This window comes from Deinococcus sp. YIM 134068 (assembly GCF_036543075.1).
Classification (GTDB): Bacteria; Deinococcota; Deinococci; order Deinococcales; family Deinococcaceae; genus Deinococcus; species Deinococcus lichenicola.
The window spans coordinates 36431-54125 of the sequence record NZ_JAZHPF010000020.1 but is presented as its reverse complement, the minus strand read 5'-3'; the positions used below and the strand labels follow the sequence as shown (position 1 = coordinate 54125).

The following is a 17695-nucleotide window of genomic DNA, read 5'->3' as shown; positions in this document are numbered from 1 at the left end:
CACAGCTCCGCAGGAGAGGGGGTGAACAGGCATTGCCACCCAGTCAACCCGCTCCCGACCTACTTCCCCTCCTCCTCGAAGTACTCGAAGCGGAAGTTGCCGATCTCCACGGTATCGCCCTCGCGTGCTCCGACCTTCTTGAGGGCGTTGTACAGCCCCTGCCGCTTGAAGACACCCGACAGGTACTCGGCGGCGTCGTCCATGTGGCGGGCGAAGCGCACCACGCGCTCCTCGAAGCCGCCGCCGTGGACCTCCCACACACGCTCGGGGGCCTCGCCGGGCTTGGCGGGGGCGTCCTCGCGGAAGGTGAGGGACAGGGCCTCCTCGCGCGTCTCCTCGGGTTCGACCTCCAGCGCGTGCGTCCGCGCCCACAGCTCCCGGTCGGGGAGAAGTTGGAAGAGGGCGGCGCGCAGTTCGTTCAGGCCCTGCCCCTCCCGCGCGCTGATCTGGAAGACGGGCAGGCCAAACTCTGCCAATTCGTCCTCCGCGAAGGCGGCGAGATCGGGGTCCACGAGTTCGACCTTGTTCAGCGCCACGCACGCGACCTGTTCGAGCAGGCTGGGGTCGTAGGCGCGCAACTCGGCCTGAAGCTGGCGCATCTCGCTCACGGGGTCGCGCGTCACGTCCAGCACGTACACGAGCAGGCGGGTGCGGCTGATGTGCCGCAGGAACTCCAGCCCCAGCCCCTTGCCCTCGCTCGCCCCCTCGATGATGCCGGGGATGTCGGCGAGCGTCAGACGTTCCTCGCCACCCACACTTTCGACCACCCCGAGGATGGGCGAGAGGGTCGTGAAGGGGTAGTCCGCGATGGCCGGATTTGCCCGCGAGAGGGCCGCGAGCAGGCTGCTCTTGCCCGCGTTGGGGTAGCCCACCAGCCCCACGTCCGCGATCAGGCGCAGTTCCAGCCGCACCCGCCGCCGCTGGCCCGGCGTGCCGAGTTCCGCGAAGCGCGGGGCCTGCCGGGTACTGCTGGCAAAGGTGGAATTGCCGCGCCCGCCGAAGCCGCCACGCGCGATCACCTGCTCCTGCCCCACCCGCACGAGGTCGGCGATGACCCGCCCGGAGTCGCTGTCGAAGGCGGTCGTGCCCACGGGCACCTCGATCACCACGTCCTCGCCGTCCGACCCCTGGCGCAGCCGTCCCTCGCCGTAGGCCCCGCTGGGTGCCTTGAACTTGCGCCGCCCGACGAGCCTCTCCAGGCTCTCCACGCCCTCGATGGCCCGCAGCACGATGCTGCCGCCGCGCCCGCCGTGGCCGCCGTCGGGGCCGCCCTTCTCCAGAAACTTGGCGCGGTGGAAGCTCATGCTCCCGTCGCCGCCGTTTCCGGCTTGGACCTCGATGTCCAGCACGTCTCGGAATGCCATAGGTTCACCTCCGTTGTCGGTGAGTCGAGGAGTCGAGGGGTCCAGGGGTCTAGAGGGGAGACTCGACTCCTCGACTCCTGACCTCTCGACTCAAAAAAAACACGCCCCGCCGCGTCATGGGCAGGGCGTGCCTGGAATCGCCGTGCTCAGTCGGCGGCGACCGCAGCAGCCGGAACCTGAACGCTGATGAAGCGCCCGCGCTCGCCCCGGTTGGTGAACACGACCTGGCCGTCCGTGAGGGCGAACAGGGTGTGGTCGCGGCCCATGCCGACGCCATTGCCGGCCTTGAACTTCGTGCCGCGCTGGCGCACGAGGATGTTGCCCGCGACGACCTTCTCGCCGCCGAACTTCTTCACGCCCAGGTACTTGGGATTGCTGTCGCGTCCGTTCTTGGACGAACCCACGCCTTTCTTGTGTGCCATGTCAGTCTCTCCTTAGCCCTGAATGCCCAGAATGCGGATCGCCGTGAAGCCCTGGCGGTGGCCGGTGCGGCGGCGGTACTGGATGCCGCTCTTGTACTTGCGGATGTAGATTTTCTTGCCCTTGCCGTGCTCGACGACCTCGGCGTTCACCGTGAAGCGGCCCGCGTCCTGCCCGAACACGACCTGCTCACCGCCCACGAAGATGGGGGTGAGGCTGAACTGATCGCCCGCCGCGCCCTGAAGGTTCTCGACGCGCAACACGTCGCCCTCCTGCACGCGGTACTGCTTGCCGCCGCTCTCGATAATCGCAAACATCCTGCTCTCCTCCTGCCGCGCCCGCCCGAAAAACGCTGCTCCGGGGGGCGCTCATGGTCCTTGCGAACCCGAGTCCGCCCCAGCGTGGGGGCGAGTCACCAGTGGAAAATCCTAGCACACCGCCAGCGGGCAGGCCAAACAAGAGCGCGCCCGAACCGGGAGGAGAGCACCGGAACGAGCCAAAGCATCACCCGCCCCCGTGTGGGAGCGTCTTTCTCGGTGATGTGCCGTCCGTCGTCTCTCGCGTGTCCTCGCGGTACACGCCCGCTCCCCCGTGGGAGAGCCGTCTTCCCGGTTGACCTCCAGGCGGGGCGCGCGGCCCCGAACCGGGGGAGAGTGTAGCAGGGGGCGCGGTCAGCCGTCAGCGCGGAACCTCCCACCCCCTCACCCCGTATTCCCTGCCGTGATCTCCCGACTTCGGCCCTTCTGGCGGGACGCGCTGGCGCTGCTGTTCGCGGTGGGCGACCGCCGGACGCCGGGGCGGGCGCGGCTGGCGGCGCTGTTCGCGCTCGTCTACGCCGTCAGCCCGGTGGACCTGTTGCCCGACCTGACGCCGCTGCTGGGGCTGGGGGACGACCTCGTGGTGGTACCGACCATCCTGGCGCTCGCGGCGCGGGGGTTGCCTGCTCCCGTCTTGGCGGACGCGCGGAGGCGGAGTGTGGACCTGCAAAGGCGGCTGCCGTGGTTGCTGCCGCTGCTGGGCGTGGGGCTGCTCGTCGGGGTGGGATTGGTGGGGTGGGCGCTCGTGCGTGCCTTGAACAGTTAACACCCCCTTCACCGCCGCCCCTACACTGACGCCCATGCGTCTGCTGCTCGTGGAGGACGACCCGCGCATCGCCGAACCCACGCTGGGGGCGCTGCGCGAGGCGGGTTACGTGCCGACCTGGGCACAGACCGGGCCGGAGGGGCTGGAGGCCGCCCTGCTCGGCGACTTTCCCCTGATCGTGCTGGACGTGATGCTGCCGGGGCAGGACGGCTTCGGGGTGGCGCGGGAGTTGCGGGCGGCGGGGGTGGAGGCCCCCATCCTCTTCCTGACGGCGCGGGGGGAGCTGAGCGACCGGGTGCAGGGGCTGGACCTCGGCGGGGACGCCTACCTCGTCAAGCCGTTTGCCATGCCCGAACTGCTCGCTACCCTGCGCGCCCTGAGCCGCCGCGAGCGGGGGCAGGGGGCGCCGCGCGTATCGTTCGCGGGCGGGCGCGGCACGCTGGACACCGTGGCGCGGACCGTCACCTGGGACGGGGCAGAGGTCGCCGTCACGGGCCGCGAATACGCCCTGATCGAGACGCTGGCGCTCTCGCCCGAACGCTGGTTCACCCGCGAGGAATTGCTCGACCGGGTGTGGGGGCCGGAGTTCGGCGGCGAGGCGCGTATCGTGGACGTGTACGTGCGCTACCTGCGCCGCAAGCTCGCGCCGGAGGCCGTCACAAGCGAGCGCGGGCGCGGCTACCGGGTGGAGCGGTGAGTGGGCCGGTGTTGGAAACGGCCCGCCTGTCGCTGCGGCGCTTCACTCCCGCCGACGAGGACGACCTGTGGAAGCTGAACAGCGACCCCGCCGTCATGCGCTTTCTGAACGGGGGGCGTCCCATCTCGCGCGAGACGGTTAAGGAGGAGCTGGCCCGTCTTATCGCGGAAGACGGAAGCCGTTCTGGTCGTTGGGCCGCCGAGGACCGGGAAACGGGTGGGTGCCTGGGCTGGTTCGCGCTGCGCCCTCTTCCAGACGCGGAGCCGGGGACCCTGGAACTCGGCTACCGCCTGAAGCGTTCCGCCTGGGGCCAGGGCTACGCGACCGAGGGGGCACGCGCCCTGGTGCGCCGGGCCTTCACCGAGTTGGACGCGGAGCGCGTTGTCGCCTGCACGATGACGGTTAACGTCGCCTCGCGGCGGGTGATGGAGAGGGCGGGGCTGCGGTACGTGCGGACCTTTTTTCAGGACTGGCCCGACGTGATCGAGGGATCGGAGCAGGGGGACGTGGAGTACGCCCTGAGTCGGGAAGAGTGGGCGGAACGTGGCTCCTAGCCTGACCCTCCGCGCCCGGCTGACCCTCTGGGCGGCGCTGGCGACCGGGCTGGCGGTGGCGCTCGTGGCGGCGGGGCTGTTCTTCGCGGTGAACGGCTTCCTCTTCGCGGCGCAGCGGGACCGACTGACGGGGGCGGTGGGCGTCGTGGAGGCGCGGGTGGAGGCGGCGCTCGGGCGCGAGGACGATCTGCTCGGGGCGCTGCTGGGGGTGGGGGCTACCCTGAGCGCGGCGGACCTGGAGGCCATGCTGAACGCCGATCCGCAGACCCGGAACCTCGACCTGCGGCTGATTACCGTGAGCGGCGGCGAGGTGCAGAAGGTGGCGACCTCGCGTTTCCCGGAAGAGGTTCCACCTCGCCTGCGCCCAGGCACCTACCGGACGGGGGACCGACTGGTGGCCGTGCGGATTGTGGCGGGGGGACGGGCGGCCCTGACCGTCGTATCGGACGCGCGGGCGCTCGGGGAGGCGCGCTCGGCCTTCGCGCGGGCGCTGTGGATTCTCGTTCCGCTGGCGCTGGGGCTGTCTCTTCTGCTGGGCTGGACGGTCGCCGGGCGGCTCCTCGCCCCGGTGCGGGCGCTGGAAGGGGCGGCGCGCGAGATCGGGGCGGGCGGCGACCTGCGGCGGCCCGTGCCCGGCGCGGGGGAGGGGGACGAACTCTCGCGGCTGGCGCTGACGCTCCAGGGTGCCTTCGCCCGCCTCGCCGACGCCCGCGAGCGCGAGCAGGACTTCATGCGGGCCGCCGCCCACGACCTCCGCAGCCCCCTCGCCGCCCTCACCGCCCGCGTGGACGCGACGCTGGCCCGCGACCGGGAGCCGGGGCGCTACCGCTCGGAGCTGCGCGAGATCGGCACCGACCTCACCCGGCTCGCCACCCTCGCCAATCACCTCCTGCTGCTCGCCCGCGACGCCTCGGCCCTGACGCGGGGGGACGTGCCCCTGCGCGACCTCGCCGCCGACGCCGTGGACCGCGCCCGCGAACTCGCCCCGGAGGCCGACGTGGACCTCCTCGCGCCCCAGCCCGTGAGCGTGACGGGCGACCGGGTGCTGCTGGGACAGGCGATCTGGAATCTCACCGTCAACGCCGTGGGGCACGCGCCGGGGGCGACGGTGACGGTCACGGTAGTGGGGGAGCGGGAGGGCGGGGCCACTGTCACCGTCCGCGACGACGGCCCCGGCGTCATGACCGACGTGCTGGCCCGGCTGGGGGAACCCTTCTACCGCCCGGACGCGAGCCGGAGCGCGGCGGGGCACGGGCTGGGTCTCGCGCTCGCCCGACGCGCGGCGGAGTTGCACGGCGGCACCCTGACGCTGGAGAGTGCCCCCGGCGCGGGCTTCACCGCCACCCTGCGTCTGCCTCCAGCGGGAGAGGAGCGGGTGCTACGCTCTCCGGCATGAGTTCCCCCGAGGCCGGGCTGTTTACCGCTTCCCCGGCTCCTTCCCTCCCCACCTCCCCCGGCCCGCGCTGGAGCGCCGTCGTGCTGGGCGGCGGCGACCCCGGCGACCCCTTCGCGGCGGCGCATGGCGTGGCGGTCAAGGCCCTGATCCCGGTCGGCGGCGAGCCGATGGCCCTCCACGTCCTGCGTGCCCTGCGGGGCAGCGGGCGGGTCTCGCGCGTCGCCTACGTGGGGCCGACCACACCCGCGCTTGACAAACTGATCGACGAGCGCGTCACCGACCACGGCACCCTCCTGAGCAACCTGGAGGCGGGCGTGGAGGCGCTCTCGCAGGCGGGCCTCACGTCCGGTGAGCGCGTTCTCGTCGTCACCGCCGACATTCCGCTGCTGGGGCCGGGGCAACTGGCCGAGGTCCTCGCCGCCGCCCCCGTGGACGCTGCCCTCGTCTACCCGGTCGTCCGGCGCGAGGACTGCGAGCGGGCCTATCCCGGCGTGCGGCGCACCTATGCCCGATTGCGCGACGGCACCTTCACGGGCGGGAACGTCTTCCTGCTCGACCCCCGGCTGGTCGGCCAGTTCCTCCCGAGGTTGCGCGAGGTGCTCGCCGCGCGCAAGGCCCCCCTGCGGCTTGCCGGACTGATCGGCCCCGGCGTCCTCGTGCGGCTCCTCACGGGCCGCCTCACCGTGGCCGAGTTGGAGGCCCGCGTCAGCACCATCCTCGGCGTGTCCGCCCGCGCCCTGATCACCCCGCACGCCGCCGTCGGCAACGACGTGGACGGGGAGGGGGACCTTCGGCTGGCCGAGGCGCACCTGCAAAGCGGCCCCGCTCCGACCCAATCCTGAGCCTGACGCTCGGCTTTTTTCCGCGCCCGGACGTAAAAAACACCTGACTAGCCCCATTGGGGGATTGTCCTTGTCAGGCCCCTGGGGGGTGTGCATACTGTCTCGCATGCCTCACGTGATTACCAGCCCCTGCATCGGCGTCAAGGACCAGAGTTGCACCGAAGTCTGCCCCGTGGAGTGCATCTACGACGGCGGCGATATGTACCTCATCCATCCCGACGAGTGCATCGACTGCGGTGCCTGCGTGCCTGCGTGCCCGGTCAGCGCCATCTTCCCCGAGGAGGACGTGCCCGGTGCCGAGACCGAGTTCATCGTCAAGAACCGGGCGTTCTTCGGGCTGTAAGCCGCCTCGGGTTGCTGCGCCCCGGTCCTCGTGCCGGGGTGTTTTTTGTGGCTGTGGGGCGGCTGGTCGAGGAGTCAAGAAGTCGAGGGGTCGAGGCGAGGAGGCGCGTGGGGTTGCTCGACTCCTGACCCCTCGACCTCTCGACCTTCCCTTCCCTCTGCTTGCCCGACTCCCACCCCGCCCGCTAGCATGACCCCTGCGCCTACGCGCGCCGAAGGAGGGGAGGTGATGAACGTGAACTTAGCCCTGGACGCCGAGCACGAGCCGCCCAGTTTCGCCCCCACGCCATCCCTTCCCCACCGGAGGACGCGCCATGCACCACACTGAGAAAGCGGGGGGGCACCCGTGCTGACGTACTACCGCAGCGTCGGCGGCAAATTGCAGGTCGTCGACGGCTACGTGGACGGCTGCTGGATCAACGCCACCGCCCCCACCGCCGAGGAACTCGCCCGCGTGAGCCGCGACACGGGCCTGCCGCTCGACTACCTCAGCTACCCCCTCGACCCCGACGAACGCTCCCGCTTCGAGCGCGAGGACGGCGACCTGCTCATCATCATGCAGACGAGCTACCGCCTCGGCGAGGACAGCGACATCCCCTACGACACCGTGCCGCTGGGCATCCTCCACACCGATCACTGCGTCGTGACCGTCTGCGCGCTGGAAAACCCCGTCGTCAAGGACGTGGTGGGCGGCCTCGTGCGGCGGGTCAGCACCGCCAAGAAAAACCGCCTGACCCTGCAACTCTTCCTCCGCAACGCCCAACGCTTCCTGATCGACGTGCGCCAGATCAACAAGCGGGTGGACACCATCGAGGACCGGATGGAGACGGCGACCCGCAACAGGGAGCTGATGGACCTCCTGAAGCTCGAAAAGAGCCTCGTGTACTTCATCACGGGCCTCAAGGCGAACGAGGCGATGATGGAGCGGGTCAAGCGCGACCGCATCTTCGAGATGTACGAGGAAGATTCGGACCTGCTCGACGACGTGCTCATCGAGAACCTCCAGGCCATCGAGATGGCGAGCATCGCCAGCAACATCCTCACGAGCATGGCGGGAGCCTTCGCCTCCGTCATCAGCAACAACGTCAATCAGGTCGTGAAGGTGCTGACGGTGACGACGATCCTCGTGGCGATTCCCACCCTCGTCACGAGCATTTTCGGCATGAACGTGCCCCTGCCCTTTCAGGAGAACTCGGTGGCCCTGTGGATCGTGTTGGGCATCGCCACGGCGCTCGCGGGGACGCTGGCCTTTTTGTTCTATCGGTGGCGGGTATTTTGAGGGGCGGTCAGCTTTCAGCCGTCAGCGGTCAGCTTCCGGCCCATCTCAGGTCCTCCCATGACTGAGCCGCGCACAGCTACGCGTTTCGCCGTCTACCTCTGCCCGCCGGGGGATAGCCCGTACTACCGGGCGGGGAGCGAACTGCTCGGCTACGACGTGCGCGAGGGTCGGGAACTCCCGCTGCCGAGCTTCCTGCGCCCGGAGGATCAGACGGACGCGGGACCCTATGGCCTGCACCTGACGCTCGTGGAGGGCTTCACCACCGACCCCGCGTGGTGGCCGGAGATCGAGGCGGAGGTGCGCGCCTGCGTCGCCTGCCTGTCGCCGGGCGCGGTCCTGACGCTGACGGGCGGGCGGGTGGAGGCCTGGGACGACGGCACGACCTGGGTTCACCGCTTCGATGCCAACACGCCGCTGACCGTCCTTCACACGCTGCTCCTCGCCCGGCTCGCGCGCTTCGTGACCGCCTCGCCGTTCGACGGGAAGGAGGACGAGTATGGCCGACCTTTCGAGCGGGCGCGCATGGCCCTGCTCCGCACGCCGCGCGGCCTGGATTCCTGGCAACCGCACTTCACGCTCGTCCAGCCCTACGGCGGGGACGACGCGTCGGGCCTGCGCGAGCGGCTGGAACGCCTGACCGCCGCGCACCACACCCAGACGTACCGCTCCGTGTCCCTCTTCGAGCGGCGGGAGGGCGAGACGCGGTGGCGGGTGCGGGCGGAGGTGCCGTTGGGAGGGGAGCGGTAGGCGGCCAGCTTCCAGCAGGACGGTGTGTTGGCTTGGGTGAAGTCTTCCCGACGTACCGGTGACAGATTACAGGGAGTTACGGTCCTCCTCTCTGGGAATGCCCCGCCTGTTCACCCCCTCTCCTGCGGAGCTTTACAAGTCCCAACCTCTCCCCTCAAGGGGGAGGGGCAAAAGAAGGCGAGCGCGCCAGATGTGCTTTTGCTCCCTCTCCCCCTGCGGGTGACTCGTAGAGCTGCGAAGCAGAGGGCTGGGGAGAGGGGTGGCGAGCAACGCTCGTCCTTCTGTCAGACAGGAGAATCGGTCCACCTCCTGATCCGTTGATGACATCAAACGCCCCGAAAGGACAAGCTGGAGGAGGTGAACGTGCCTAGCCCCCCGCTCAACGGCAGAAAGACCTTTGTGCCAACGCCTCACCTACACTCGGAGGTGTGACGAGTGAAGCGAGGCGGCTGGAGGACGGAACGCGGGTGGTCGTGGCGACCGGGAATGCGGGCAAGGTGCGCGAGATCGCGGCGGCGCTCGGCGGGCTGGGCTGGCAATTGGAGGGCCTGAGCGGGCTGCCGCTGCCCGACGAGACGGGCACGACCTACGAGGAGAACGCGGCCCTCAAGGCGTGCGCGGCGGCCCTGATGCGCGGCGTGCCCGCCCTCGCCGACGACTCGGGGCTGGAGGTCGCGGCCCTGGACGGCCAGCCCGGCGTCTACAGCGCCCGCTTCGGCAACCGGGCGAACGACAACGAGCGCAACCTGTACCTGCTGGAGAAGCTGCGCGGCCAGCGCGACCGCCGCGCGCGGTTCGTCTCGGTGGTCATCCTCGCCCACCCCGACGGCCACGTGGAGACCTACCGGGGCGAGCTGACGGGAAGGTTGCTGGAGGGTCCACGCGGCGAAAGCGGCTTCGGCTACGACCCCCTCTTCGTCCCCGACGGCGAGACCCGGACGCTGGCCGAGATGACGCTGGAGGACAAGCAGGCGATCAGTCACCGGGGGCGGGCGCTGGCGGGGTTGCTGGCGGCGCAGCGGAGCGCGTAGACGAGGGCTTGTGGCCTGTGGCCCGTCGCTTGTGGAAAAAGAAAGGGTCTCCCTCTACAAGCGACAAACTACGTGCCACACGCCTACGCGTGCTCCCGCACCTCGTTCTTCAGCCGCATCAGAATCGCGCCCATGCCGCGCAGCCGCATCGGCGTGATGAGTTCGGACAGGCCCATATCCATGTAGAACTGATCGGGCACGTTCAGGATCGTCTCGGGCGACTCGCCTTGCAGCGCCTCGTGGAGGATGCCCGCGTAACCGCGCACGGTGGGGGCCTCCTCGGGCACCTTGAAATACATGTTGACGCCGCCGTTCTCCGCCCGTTCGGTCACGAGGAAAAAGGGGCTGGCGCACTCGGGCACCGCTTGCAGGAACTCGGGGTGTTCGACGTACTTCTCGGGCAGGGGCGGGAGCTTGCGGCTGTACTCCAGCAGGGCCTGGAGGCGCAGGGGCTTGGGTGCGGACTTGAACAGCGAGACGATGCTCTGGAGCCGTTCGGGCAGGGGCGCGGACGCGGGCTGGGTCATGGGGCCAACTGTACCCCCGCCCCGCGAGGCGGTATGGTGAGCGGCGTCCAGTTGACCTTTTCGGTCAACGACTTGCCCGGCCCGTCATTCCCCTGAAGCTCAAGGAGGCAGACCATCATGGAATACGCGAAAGATGTGCTCGTCAGCACCGACTGGGTGGCCCAGAACCTGAACACGCCCGGCGTCCGGCTCGTGGAGGTGGACGAGGACATCCTGCTCTACGACACGGGCCACATCCCCGGTGCCGTGAAGGTGGACTGGCAGCAGGACTTCTGGCACCCGCACGAGCGCGAGTTCATCTCGGCGCGGGAGCTGTCGGCGCTGCTGGGTCGTCTGGGCCTGAAGGAAGGCGACCAGATCATCCTCTACGGCGACAAGAGCAACTGGTGGGCCGCCTACGCCTACTGGTTCCTGAGCTACAACGGGGTTCAGAACCTCAAGCTGATGAACGGTGGCCGCCAGAAGTGGGTGGCCGAGGGCCGCGAGCTGACGACCGACGCGCCGACCTTCGAGGCGACGACGTACCCCACCCTGCAACGTGACGAGAGCCTGCGCGCCTACCGCGACGAGGTGAAGGCGCACATCGAGACCGTGCGCGCCGGGCGGGGCGCGATGGTGGATGTCCGCAGCCCCGACGAGTTCTCCGGCAAGGTGACGCATATGCCCACCTACCCGCAGGAGGGCGTGCTGCGCGGCGGCCACATCCCCGGTGCCCGCTCGATTCCGTGGGCGCGCGCCACGAACGAGGACGGCACCTTCAAGAGCGCCGACGAACTCAGCGCCCTGTACGCCAGCGAGGGCGTCACCCCCGACAAGGACGTGATCGCCTACTGCCGCATTGCCGAACGCTCCAGCCACTCGTGGTTCGTCCTGCGCGAGCTGCTGGGCTACCCGAAGGTTCGCAACTACGACGGCTCGTGGACCGAGTGGGGCAACGCGGTCGGCATGCCGATTGAGAAGACGTACAGCGAGGCGTGAGGCGGTAAGCAAAAAGTTGAAGGCTGAGGGCAGAGGGCTGGGGCGTTCCCGGCCCTTTCTTTTGGACGGCCACAGGAGGACGTGGAGCTGTTGTGTTGCCCCTCCCCCTTGAGGGGGGAGGCCGGGTGGGGGTGAGCTGGCTTGGCGTCCTCGAAAAATAGACGCACCAATTATTCGAGATCATTCACCCGCACCAGCGGCCCGCCCAACCCGCTCAATCTCGCAGGCAGCGAGGCCGTCCTCACATCCGCGCCCGTGTCCGCGTCGAAGGTCTGGAAGGTGGCGGTGCCCTGCGCCGTGTTCAGGCTGAGCAGCGTGACCGTACTCCGCGCCGTGCCCGGATGGCCCACATAGTGCCGCCCGCCGATGCCGCCGCTGGCGAGGACGTTCAACCCGCCCAGCCGTCCGGGGTAGAAGGCGGCGTGGTGGCCGCTGACGTAAGCGAGGACCTGCCCCTCCTCCATGACCTCCCTCAGCGGGAGGGGGTCGCGGATGACCTCGCCGGGTTTGTTCTTGCCCTCGCTCACGCCCGCGAGCGGGAGGTGGCCGAGCACGAGACGGATGCCCGCGCGCCGCGCCTGCGGGGTGGCGAGTTGCCGGGCCAGCCACGCGCGTTGATCTGCACCCACGTTCGGGCCGCTCGCGTCCAGTACGGCGACGAACAGGCTGCCGCCGAAGGTGAAGCTGGAGCGGAAGGGGAAATTCGCCCGCTCCACGTAGTTCAACTTCGGTGCGTGTTCCCTCCAGTACTCGGCGGCCAGCCTCCGGTCCCGGCTCAGGCCCGCGTCGTGGTTGCCCAGCGCGGCGGCGAAGGGGATGCCCGCCTCCCGCAACGGCGCGTGAACGTCCCGGTCGAAGGCGGCCCACATCGCCCGTACCCGCGCGTCCGTCAAGCTCGCCTGCTGCCCGGCGATCAGGTCGCCCGCCGACAGCACGAGGTCGGGCCTCCACTCGCGCACGATTCGACCCACGCTGCGGGTCAGGGCCGCCGGGTACGCGGTGCTGCCGTAGGAGCCATTGAAGTCGCTCAGGACGACTACCCGGAGCGGTTTCGCCGGAACGGGCGCGGCGGCGACGAGCAGGGGGGTGAGGAGGAGGGGCAGGAGACGGCGCATCCTCCCCAGTCCATCACGAAACGTTGAGCTGCCCGTCAACCAGCCCTGACACGCGGGCGGCACGCTGGGGCATGACCCAGGACGACCACGACGCGCTGCCCGTCAACCCGACCCTCGCCGTTCGCACCGACGCACCGCCGGAAGACCAGCCTGCCGAACAGGGGGACGCGCCCGCCGACCTCGCCGAGCGTCCGGCCTCCGGTGCGCCGACCCCCTCCGGTGAGGGGTTGAATGCCGCACAAGTAAGCGCCCTGCTTGGTGGCAGCGAGGAGCAGGCCGAGACGACGCGGGCGTTGGAGTCGGCGGAGGGCCAGAACCCGGACACGGAGAGCTGAGGTCGGCCTAATCGGGCACGCGCACGGAGTCGATCTGCACCCCGTAGCGCAGCAGCACGGTCTTGAGCCGCTGCATCGCGTCCACGGCGCGGGTCCGGTCGGCGGGGCGGAACACCAGCGTCAGGCGGGCGGGGCTGCCGGGACGAGGCTCCTGCGCCTGCACTTGCAGGGGGCGGCGGAAGGCGGCGTCGCCCATCACGTCGCGCAGGATGCGGGCAAACGTCAGCTCGTCCACCCCCTCCAGCGTGAAGGCGATGCCCTGCGGCACGTCGGGCGCGTCGGTCATGGGGGGCAGGGTAACGCGGGAACGGGCGGACGGGCCGGGGCCGACCTGCTTTTCGCCCCGCCTAGAATGCCCGCATGACGTGGCAGGATGAGCCGACGACCGAGCGCCTGAACGGGGCCGACCTGTATTTCGAGGTGACGGGACCAGAGGACACGCCCCCCGAAGAGCCGACCGTGATCTTTCTGCACGGCGGCCCCGGCTACAACGCCTACACCTTCCGCAGCCTCTTCGGAGAGCGATTGGAGCACCGCCGGGTCGTGTACCTCGACCAGCGTGGCTCGGGCCGCAGCGGGGCACTTGCGGACACCGAGCAGGGCGGTGACACCCTCGACCTCGATACGCTCGTGGCCGACGTGGAGGCCGTGCGCGAATACCTGGGGGCCGAGAGCATCATCCCGCTCGGGCACGGCTTCGGGGCGCTCGTGGCGCTGGAGTACGCCCGGCGGCACCCGACCCGCACGCCGCGCGTGGTCGTCGTCAACCCGTGGGTGCATTTCCCGGACCTCGCCCTCACCCTCCTGGCCGAGGCGAGCGCCCGGCGCGGCGTGCCGCTGGACGACCCGGCGACGGAGGTGCGCGCCCGCACGCCGGAGGGGGAGTACGCCCCGGTCGGAGAGGCGCGCGTGGAGGCGGCCTTCCGCCTGCTCAACGCCCGTGACCTGCTCAACGCCCTGCACTTCCGCGACGCGGCGAGCCGGATGCGCCAGGAGTTCGCCGACGCCGAGGGGCAACTCGTGGGCGGCGGCGAGGTGCAGGAGGCATTGGTCCACCAGGGCCTGTGGGAGTTCGAGTACCCGCCCTTCCTCGCGGAATTGCGCCGCCCCGTCTTCGTGATCGCCGGGGTCCACGACCGCACGAGCTACCCCGAGCAGGTCCAGTGGCTCGCCGACCTCGCGGACGCCGACGTGACCGTGCTGGACGCCGGACACTCCCCCTGGCTCGACGACGAGGACGCCTTCGCGGAGGCGCTGGAGGAGGCATTGACGCGCTGAGGTCGGCCCTGTGCCGTACTCTGGGCCATGACCCACAATCCGGACGGCGAGGGGACGCAGGGCGAGCGGGCACACGGCGAGGTCGTCATCAGCGGCGTGGACACCGGACCAGACGGGGACACGCGCCAGAACCTGACCCCCACCGAGGACCACGCCCGCTTCCAGCCCACCGCCCACCCGGTCGGGGAGCCGGAGGACGAGGACGGGTGAGGGGTGAGGCGTCAGGACGAAGGCTGTTCTCCCCCCGTCCCTCACGCTCAATCCCTCCCTACGCCAGCAGGTCCCGCGCGATGATCAGCTTCTGAATCTCACTCGTGCCCTCGTAGATGCGGAGGAGCCGCTGGTCCCGGTAGTACCGCTCCACGGGGGAGTCCTTCATGTAGCCCATGCCGCCCGCGACCTGCACGGCCTTGTCCGCCACTTGCGAGAGCATCTCGGTCGCATGGTATTTGGCGACCGAGGCCATGCGGCGCACGTCCTGCCCCCCGTCCACCATCCACGCCACCTTCTGCCACAGGAGGCGGCTGGTCTGGATGGCAATTTCCATCTCGGCGAGCATGAACTGGACCGCCTGGAACTCCGCGATGGGCTGCCCGAACTGCTCGCGGGTCTTGGCGTGGGCGACCGAGAGATCGAGGAGGCGCTGCATCGCCCCCGTCGAGCGCGCGGCGATGCCCACCCGCCCGTTCGTGAGGATGCCCAGCGCCTCGCGGTAGCCCAGGTGTTCGGGGCCGAGGAGGTTCGCGGCGGGAATCTCGGCGTCCTCGAAGATGACCTCGGCGGACAGGGACCCCTTCTGCCCCATCTTCTCGTCGATCTTGCCGACCCGCACGCCGGGCGTGGTCTGCGGCTCGACGAGGAAGGCGCTCATGCCGCGCGTGCCCTTCGCCGGGTCCGTGACCGCGATGACCGTCAGCACCCCGGCGATGGGCGCGTTGGAGATGTAGTGCTTCGTGCCGTTCAGGACGTAGCACTCGCCCCTCTTCTCGGCCCGCGTGCGGATGTTCGCCGCGTCGGACCCGCTGCTCGGCTCGGTGATGGCGAAGCCCGCGACGCATTCGCCACTCGCCATGCGCGGCAGGAAACGCCGCTTCTGCTCCTCGGTGCCGAGCTTCACCAGCCCGCTTGTCCCAATGGAGGCGTGCGCGCTGATCACCCCGCCGAAGCCCATGTGCCCCTGCCCCAGCGCCTCGTACACGGCGCAGCGCCCCAGCGACCCCAGCCCCACCCCGCCGTACTCCTCGGGGATGCTCAGCCCGAACAGCCCCAGCTCGGCGGCCCCCCGCATCAGCTCGTCCGGCACTCTGTTCGTCGCCTCGATCTCGTGGGCGCGCGGCTCCACCACGTCCAGCATGAAGTCGCGCACCGTCGCCTGCACGTCCCGCAGGTCCTCGGGAAGATTAAAATTCATAGGTGGGAACAGGGTAGCGCCGGGAGGGGGTGTGGGGTGTGGGAAAAGATCGCCCTTCCTACAGCCCACAACCTGCAAGCCACACCCGCATTGACATCCCCCCGCTTCCCCCGTAAGATGTGTAGGCCCGCGTCAGAGGCGTGCGGTGGGTTTAGCTCAGTTGGTTAGAGCGCCGCTCTGTGGAAGCGGAGGCCGGGGGTTCAAGTCCCCTAATCCACCCCAGGTTGTCCCGGTCGCCGCCGCGTGTGGGGGCCGGGGCCTTTCTTTTGATCTCTGGGCGTGGGCGGCGTGCGGGGATGGCGGAATTGGTAGACGCACCAGACTTAGGATCTGGTTCCCGGAGGGAGTGAGGGTTCAAGTCCCTTTCCTCGCACCAACACAGAGGGCACCAACACGGCAAAGCGGCGGCTTCCGGTCCTCTCCGGTGGGCCGCCGTTCGCCTTGCCCCCGCCGGGAGTCGCGCGGCGGGCGTATCAGGCTCTATGATGCGCGGCGGCATGTCGCGCGCCACCCGGCTCACGGAGCGGGCGCAGGCGGCACAGGCACACACGAGGACACGCCCCACCCCTCCACCGCGTCCAGACGCGGGCCGGGCAGGCGGGGGCGTCAGGATGGGAGACGTATGGCAGAGCTGATCAGCAGGGAAGGCAACAAGGTGCAATTCCGGGTCGCGGTGCCCGCCGCCGAGGTGAACCGCGCCTACGAGCAGGTGTGGGCGGGTCTCGCGCGTGACGTGCGCGTGCCCGGCTTCCGGCCCGGCAAGGCACCGCGCAAGGTGCTCGAAGGCCGCGTCGGCAAGGGCTACGTCGAGAACGAGGTCCGCGACCGACTCCTCCAGGCGCACTACCCGCAGGCGGCCCGCGAACTCGGCCTCAGCCTCGTGGACGCGCAGATCGACCCCGGCACGCTGACGAGCGGCCAGGGCTTCGACTTCACCGTGAACGGCGAGACGTACCCCGAGGTCAAGCTGGGCGACTGGAGAGGCGCGCAGCTTACGGCGGCGTCCCCCGAGATCACCGACGAGGTGCTGGAGCGCACGCTCTCCGACCTTCAGGAGCGCAACGCGACCTTCACGGCGGCGGAGCGGCCCATTGAGGCGAGCGATCAGGTCACCATCGAGGAACTCGGTGAGGAGGGCGGCACCTACCCCGTGTACCTCGACGTGGCCGAGACGCACGTCCGCGACGCGCTGCTCGGCAGGAGCGTCGGCGACGAGGTGGAGATCACCGTGCCCGCGCACCAGCACGGCGACCACGAGCACCCCGCCCATACCGTCCGCGTGCGGGTGCAGGGCGTGCAGACCAAGCAGCTTCAGGAACTGAACGACGACTTCGCCAGGAGCCTGAACTTCGACAGCCTGGACCGCCTGCGGACCGATCTCAGGGGCGAGCTGGAGCGCCGCGCCCGCCAGGAGGGCGACGCCGCCCGCCGCGAGGAGTTCGTGACCGGGCTGGTGGAGAGGATGCAGGCCGATATTCCCCGCGCCCTCGTGGACCGCCGCCGCGAGGCGATGCTGGAGGAGATTCAGGACGACCTGAGTCGCCAGGGCGTGAAGTGGGGCGAGTACGAGGAGTTCATGCGCGAGCAGGGCAAGCTCGACGACTTCATGGCCGACCTCGCCAGGAATGCCGAGTCCCGCGTGAAGCGTGACCTCGCGCTGGAGCGGCTCGCCGAGGACCTGAACGTGCGCGTCACCGAGGCCGAGTTCAATCAGACCCTCGGCGCGCTCGCGCAGGGCAACAACATGACCGTCCAGCAGCTCCGCACCCAGCTCGGGCCGGAGGGCCTGAACGGCTACCTCGTCAGCCTCACCCGCGAGAAGGGGCTGGCGCAGGCGCTCGCCCAACTCGGCGGCGGGCAGGCGGCGCAGGCCCAGGGCGCGCAGAACGTCGTCAGTGAGCCTCAGACCGAGCAGGCCGAGCAGACCGAGCAGGCGGGCACCGAGCAGGCCGAGGACATGAGCGCAGGCAGTGACGCCACCGGGGAGACCCAGATCGAGGCGCAGGCCACCTCGCAGGAGGAGGGCACCGGGGCGACGGACTCTGAGACGGCGGATACTGGGATGACCGACGAGCTGACCGTCGGCACCGCCACCGACGACGCGGATGTGAGCGCCCAGGAGGCCGTCACCGCCCGGACCGGGGAGGTTTCGACGGGCACCGAGGGGACGACCGAGCAGGGCACCACCGAGCAGGGCGGGGAGCAGGGTCAGGAGCGGCAGGGCGAGTAGAACCCACGGCCCATCGAGGGCGAGGAGGGGGCGTGTCCGTCGGGGCGTGCCCCCTTTTTCGGGGGA

General features: G+C 70.0%; 21 protein-coding genes and 2 tRNA genes. 16 read left to right on the top strand and 7 right to left on the bottom strand.

The genetic code is table 11. The features are described from left to right. Window positions 1-59: 59 nt before the first annotated feature. From obgE to rplU, 3 genes are all read right to left on the bottom strand, one after another. Window positions 60-1364 (bottom strand): GTPase ObgE, encoded by a 1305-nt coding sequence (gene obgE, locus V3W47_RS15905; protein WP_331826207.1) that lies wholly within the window; start codon window positions 1362-1364, stop codon window positions 60-62. Between the two features lie 146 nt (window positions 1365-1510). After that, a complete protein-coding gene (gene rpmA / locus V3W47_RS15900) occupies window positions 1511-1786 on the bottom strand; it encodes a 50S ribosomal protein L27 (protein WP_331826206.1) in 276 nt (91 codons plus the stop codon). A 12-nt stretch (window positions 1787-1798) separates the two neighbouring features. Further along, window positions 1799-2101, bottom strand: a complete 303-nt coding sequence (gene rplU / locus V3W47_RS15895) for a 50S ribosomal protein L21 (protein WP_331826205.1) — start codon at window positions 2099-2101, stop codon at window positions 1799-1801. A 403-nt stretch (window positions 2102-2504) separates the two neighbouring features. On the opposite strand from rplU, the gene V3W47_RS15890 reads away from it, so the two are divergent. The 9 genes from V3W47_RS15890 (at window position 2505) to rdgB (ending at window position 9755) form a co-directional block, all read left to right on the top strand. After that, window positions 2505-2867, top strand: coding sequence for a YkvA family protein (locus V3W47_RS15890; RefSeq protein WP_331826204.1), 363 nt, complete (start codon window positions 2505-2507; stop codon window positions 2865-2867). A gap of 34 nt (window positions 2868-2901) precedes the next feature. Next, on the top strand, window positions 2902-3564 hold the full coding sequence (locus V3W47_RS15885; RefSeq protein ID WP_331826203.1) for a response regulator transcription factor: 663 nt from the start codon (window positions 2902-2904) through the stop codon (window positions 3562-3564). Further along, window positions 3561-4118: a GNAT family N-acetyltransferase gene (locus tag V3W47_RS15880; RefSeq protein ID WP_331826202.1), complete on the top strand. Its 558-nt coding sequence runs from the start codon at window positions 3561-3563 to the stop codon at window positions 4116-4118. Before V3W47_RS15885 ends, V3W47_RS15880 begins: the two co-directional genes overlap by 4 nt. Continuing rightward, the gene (locus tag V3W47_RS15875; RefSeq protein ID WP_331826201.1) at window positions 4108-5514 is read left to right on the top strand and encodes a sensor histidine kinase; all 1407 of its coding nucleotides are present in this window, start codon (window positions 4108-4110) and stop codon (window positions 5512-5514) included. The genes V3W47_RS15880 and V3W47_RS15875 overlap by 11 nt, the downstream gene beginning before the upstream one ends. Next, window positions 5511-6356 (top strand): NTP transferase domain-containing protein, encoded by an 846-nt coding sequence (locus V3W47_RS15870; protein ID WP_331826200.1) that lies wholly within the window; start codon window positions 5511-5513, stop codon window positions 6354-6356. The genes V3W47_RS15875 and V3W47_RS15870 overlap by 4 nt, the downstream gene beginning before the upstream one ends. 106 nt (window positions 6357-6462) lie before the next feature. Then, complete coding sequence (locus V3W47_RS15865) at window positions 6463-6699, top strand: ferredoxin (RefSeq protein WP_331826199.1); 237 nt, start codon at window positions 6463-6465, stop codon at window positions 6697-6699. A gap of 345 nt (window positions 6700-7044) precedes the next feature. Next, window positions 7045-7977: a magnesium transporter CorA family protein gene (locus V3W47_RS15860; RefSeq protein ID WP_331826198.1), complete on the top strand. Its 933-nt coding sequence runs from the start codon at window positions 7045-7047 to the stop codon at window positions 7975-7977. Window positions 7978-8034: 57 nt separating this feature from the next. Further along, entirely contained in the window at window positions 8035-8724 is a 690-nt protein-coding gene (locus tag V3W47_RS15855) for a hypothetical protein (RefSeq protein WP_331826197.1), read from the top strand. A gap of 428 nt (window positions 8725-9152) precedes the next feature. Beyond that, the gene (gene rdgB, locus V3W47_RS15850; protein WP_331826196.1) at window positions 9153-9755 is read left to right on the top strand and encodes an RdgB/HAM1 family non-canonical purine NTP pyrophosphatase; all 603 of its coding nucleotides are present in this window, start codon (window positions 9153-9155) and stop codon (window positions 9753-9755) included. Window positions 9756-9838: 83 nt separating this feature from the next. Here the strand turns inward: rdgB and V3W47_RS15845 are convergent, their stop codons facing one another. Continuing rightward, window positions 9839-10282: a SufE family protein gene (locus V3W47_RS15845; RefSeq protein WP_331826195.1), complete on the bottom strand. Its 444-nt coding sequence runs from the start codon at window positions 10280-10282 to the stop codon at window positions 9839-9841. A 117-nt stretch (window positions 10283-10399) separates the two neighbouring features. Between V3W47_RS15845 and V3W47_RS15840 the strand changes: the two genes are divergently transcribed. Next, window positions 10400-11260 (top strand): sulfurtransferase, encoded by an 861-nt coding sequence (locus V3W47_RS15840; RefSeq protein WP_331826194.1) that lies wholly within the window; start codon window positions 10400-10402, stop codon window positions 11258-11260. Between the two features lie 170 nt (window positions 11261-11430). On the opposite strand, the gene V3W47_RS15835 is transcribed toward V3W47_RS15840, so the two are convergent. Then, a complete protein-coding gene (locus V3W47_RS15835; RefSeq protein WP_331826193.1) occupies window positions 11431-12375 on the bottom strand; it encodes a metallophosphoesterase family protein in 945 nt (314 codons plus the stop codon). Between the two features lie 71 nt (window positions 12376-12446). Between V3W47_RS15835 and V3W47_RS15830 the strand changes: the two genes are divergently transcribed. Further along, a complete protein-coding gene (locus V3W47_RS15830) occupies window positions 12447-12710 on the top strand; it encodes a hypothetical protein (protein ID WP_331826192.1) in 264 nt (87 codons plus the stop codon). A gap of 7 nt (window positions 12711-12717) precedes the next feature. Here V3W47_RS15830 and V3W47_RS15825 read toward each other — a convergent pair whose 3' ends face one another. After that, window positions 12718-12996 carry a hypothetical protein gene (locus tag V3W47_RS15825; protein WP_331826191.1) on the bottom strand — a complete coding sequence of 93 codons (279 nt, stop codon included), beginning with the start codon at window positions 12994-12996 and terminating at the stop codon, window positions 12718-12720. Between the two features lie 74 nt (window positions 12997-13070). Here V3W47_RS15825 and V3W47_RS15820 point away from each other — a divergent pair, with 74 nt between their 5' ends. Beyond that, entirely contained in the window at window positions 13071-13988 is a 918-nt protein-coding gene (locus V3W47_RS15820; protein WP_331826190.1) for an alpha/beta fold hydrolase, read from the top strand. A 27-nt stretch (window positions 13989-14015) separates the two neighbouring features. Beyond that, on the top strand, window positions 14016-14198 hold the full coding sequence (locus tag V3W47_RS15815; protein WP_331826189.1) for a hypothetical protein: 183 nt from the start codon (window positions 14016-14018) through the stop codon (window positions 14196-14198). A gap of 58 nt (window positions 14199-14256) precedes the next feature. Here the strand turns inward: V3W47_RS15815 and V3W47_RS15810 are convergent, their stop codons facing one another. Next, window positions 14257-15399: an acyl-CoA dehydrogenase family protein gene (locus V3W47_RS15810; RefSeq protein WP_331826188.1), complete on the bottom strand. Its 1143-nt coding sequence runs from the start codon at window positions 15397-15399 to the stop codon at window positions 14257-14259. Window positions 15400-15544: 145 nt separating this feature from the next. Between V3W47_RS15810 and V3W47_RS15805 the strand changes: the two genes are divergently transcribed. From V3W47_RS15805 to tig, 3 genes are all read left to right on the top strand, one after another. Next, a tRNA-His gene (locus V3W47_RS15805) sits at window positions 15545-15621 on the top strand. A 68-nt stretch (window positions 15622-15689) separates the two neighbouring features. Beyond that, window positions 15690-15775: transfer RNA gene (locus V3W47_RS15800), tRNA-Leu, on the top strand. Between the two features lie 246 nt (window positions 15776-16021). Beyond that, the gene (gene tig / locus V3W47_RS15795; protein ID WP_331826187.1) at window positions 16022-17629 is read left to right on the top strand and encodes a trigger factor; all 1608 of its coding nucleotides are present in this window, start codon (window positions 16022-16024) and stop codon (window positions 17627-17629) included. Window positions 17630-17695 lie beyond the last annotated feature (66 nt).

Coding starts and splice junctions, on each gene's coding strand:
- V3W47_RS15835 (WP_331826193.1), bottom strand. CDS start 12,375: ATGCGCCGTCTCCTGCCCCTCCTCCTCACCCCCCTGCTCGTCGCCGCC.
- tig (WP_331826187.1), top strand. CDS start 16,022: ATGGCAGAGCTGATCAGCAGGGAAGGCAACAAGGTGCAATTCCGGGTC.
- obgE (WP_331826207.1), bottom strand. CDS start 1,364: ATGGCATTCCGAGACGTGCTGGACATCGAGGTCCAAGCCGGAAACGGC.
- V3W47_RS15830 (WP_331826192.1), top strand. CDS start 12,447: ATGACCCAGGACGACCACGACGCGCTGCCCGTCAACCCGACCCTCGCC.
- V3W47_RS15815 (WP_331826189.1), top strand. CDS start 14,016: ATGACCCACAATCCGGACGGCGAGGGGACGCAGGGCGAGCGGGCACAC.
- V3W47_RS15825 (WP_331826191.1), bottom strand. CDS start 12,996: ATGACCGACGCGCCCGACGTGCCGCAGGGCATCGCCTTCACGCTGGAG.
- V3W47_RS15885 (WP_331826203.1), top strand. CDS start 2,902: ATGCGTCTGCTGCTCGTGGAGGACGACCCGCGCATCGCCGAACCCACG.
- rplU (WP_331826205.1), bottom strand. CDS start 2,101: ATGTTTGCGATTATCGAGAGCGGCGGCAAGCAGTACCGCGTGCAGGAG.
- rpmA (WP_331826206.1), bottom strand. CDS start 1,786: ATGGCACACAAGAAAGGCGTGGGTTCGTCCAAGAACGGACGCGACAGC.
- V3W47_RS15870 (WP_331826200.1), top strand. CDS start 5,511: ATGAGTTCCCCCGAGGCCGGGCTGTTTACCGCTTCCCCGGCTCCTTCC.
- V3W47_RS15840 (WP_331826194.1), top strand. CDS start 10,400: ATGGAATACGCGAAAGATGTGCTCGTCAGCACCGACTGGGTGGCCCAG.
- V3W47_RS15810 (WP_331826188.1), bottom strand. CDS start 15,399: ATGAATTTTAATCTTCCCGAGGACCTGCGGGACGTGCAGGCGACGGTG.
- V3W47_RS15845 (WP_331826195.1), bottom strand. CDS start 10,282: ATGACCCAGCCCGCGTCCGCGCCCCTGCCCGAACGGCTCCAGAGCATC.
- V3W47_RS15865 (WP_331826199.1), top strand. CDS start 6,463: ATGCCTCACGTGATTACCAGCCCCTGCATCGGCGTCAAGGACCAGAGT.
- V3W47_RS15820 (WP_331826190.1), top strand. CDS start 13,071: ATGACGTGGCAGGATGAGCCGACGACCGAGCGCCTGAACGGGGCCGAC.
- V3W47_RS15855 (WP_331826197.1), top strand. CDS start 8,035: ATGACTGAGCCGCGCACAGCTACGCGTTTCGCCGTCTACCTCTGCCCG.